Raw genomic sequence first — 1337 nt, 5'->3', positions numbered from 1 at the left:
GAGCCGATGTACTTGTACCAATAACTGTATTCCCATCCAGGTATTCAACCAACACTATGCTGCCATCCGGATCCGTAATATCAGCAGTAATTGTGATTGTACCCTGAACGCTTGTATTTGTGGATGGAGATGTTATAGTGATTTGTGAGGGCTTATTGGTATTGATGTTCACGGCTGTGCCGGCAGAAGTTGTAGAACAACCTGCTGCGTTGGTTACTTCTACCGTATATACTCCAGCCTCTATAGCTGTAAAGCTCGATGCTGTTCCAACCTCCGTGTTGCCCTTGAACCACTTGTAGGTAAGTCCTGAACCGGTATTGGCATTTAAATCTACACTTCCACCGGCAGGAATATTTGTTGAACCCGATGCGGTGATCGTTGCCAGAGGCAGATCATTCACAGTAACAACCGTTGCTGATGAAGTGGCTGAACAATTCCCTGCATTGCTTACTTCTACTGTATATGAACCAGCTGCTGTTGCTGTAAAGGTCTGTGCTGTTGCTCCTGTGATTGCTGTGCTACCATTCATCCATTTGTATGAACTTCCTGCACTGGCTGTTAATACTACAGAGCCACCTGCGCAGAACGCCGTTGCCGTTGATGTGGTGATCGTAGCCGTTGGTGCCGTGCTTACTGTTACCGTTGTTGCTGATGACGTTGCTTTGCAGTTATTCGCATTGCTTACTTCTACTGTATAATTTCCTGCTGTCGTTGCTGTATAAGTCTGTGAAGTTGCACCTGTGATGGCTGTGTTACCATTCATCCATTTGTATGATGAACCTGCACTTGCTGTAAGTACTACACTTCCTCCTGCACAGAAAGTCGTTGTTGTTGTTGTTGTGGTAATCGCTGCTGTTGGAAGTGCATTTACCGTAACCGTTGTTGCTGTTGAAGTTGCTTTGCAGTTATTCGCATTCGTTACTTCTACCGTATAGGATCCCGCTGCTGTTGCTGTATAAGTCTGTGCTGTTGCTCCTGTGATGGCTGTGCTACCATTCATCCATTTGTATGAACTTCCTGCACTTGCTGACAGTGTCACACTTCCGCCAGAACAAAATATCGTTGGTTTACTTGTGTTAATCGTTGCTGTTGGTGCAGCACTTACTGTTACCGTTGTTGCTGTTGAAGTTGCTTTGCAGTTATTCGCATTCGTTACTTCTACCGTATAGGAACCCGCTGCTGTTGCTGTATAGGTCTGTGCTGTTGCTCCTGTGATGGCTGTGCTACCATTCATCCATTTGTATGAACTTCCTGCACTTGCTGTCAGCACTACTGATCCTCCTGAACAGAACGTCGTTGGTGTCGTTGTTGTAATTGCTGCCGTTGGTGAAGCATTT

General features: G+C 45.8%; 1 protein-coding gene. It reads right to left on the bottom strand.

Going from position 1 to position 1337, the window contains the following annotated elements; translation table 11 throughout:
• Positions 1-1337 (bottom strand): Ig-like domain-containing protein (locus QZ824_RS11650; protein WP_291276184.1); only part of this gene is annotated, 1337 nt, incomplete at both ends.

Origin of the sequence: Flavobacterium sp. (assembly GCF_021151785.1) — a bacterium.
Taxonomy (GTDB): Bacteria; Bacteroidota; Bacteroidia; order Flavobacteriales; family Flavobacteriaceae; genus Flavobacterium.
The sequence above is the reverse complement of the archived record's forward strand: the minus strand, read 5'-3'. Positions and strand labels throughout refer to the sequence as shown.